Source organism: Halobacillus sp. A1, from assembly GCF_024189295.1.
Taxonomy (GTDB): domain Bacteria; phylum Bacillota; class Bacilli; order Bacillales; family Halobacillaceae; genus Halobacillus_A.
In genome coordinates, this window is sequence record NZ_JAIZEN010000082.1 from 1 (window position 1) to 317 (window position 317).

A 317-nucleotide genomic window follows, 5' to 3' on the forward strand; every position below is an offset into this window, starting at 1 on the left:
CCGTATCGGAAGGTGCGGCTGGATCACCTCCTTTCTAAGGAAAAAGGACCGGCTGGACGTGTTTTCGAACACAAAAAGCCGTCTCCTTCGGAAGACGTACCTGGTTGGTTGTTCAGTTTTGAGAGATCAAACGATCTTCTCAATCTGTGAACCTTGAAAACTGGATAAGATAATCACTACGCACATCCAAGCGTAGATGATGACAAGACATCAAACAAACGAAACGTCTTTTCACGAAGAAAGTTAAGTGAATAAGGGCGCACGGTGGATGCCTTGGCACTAGGAGCCGATGAAGGACGGGACTAACACCGATATGC

Annotated in this window: 1 rRNA gene; it reads left to right on the plus strand. The window is 47.0% G+C overall.

What is annotated here, in order from left to right:
- Positions 1–241 precede the first annotated feature (241 nt).
- Positions 242–317 (plus strand): 23S ribosomal RNA (locus tag LF817_RS20095); the annotation flags it as partial.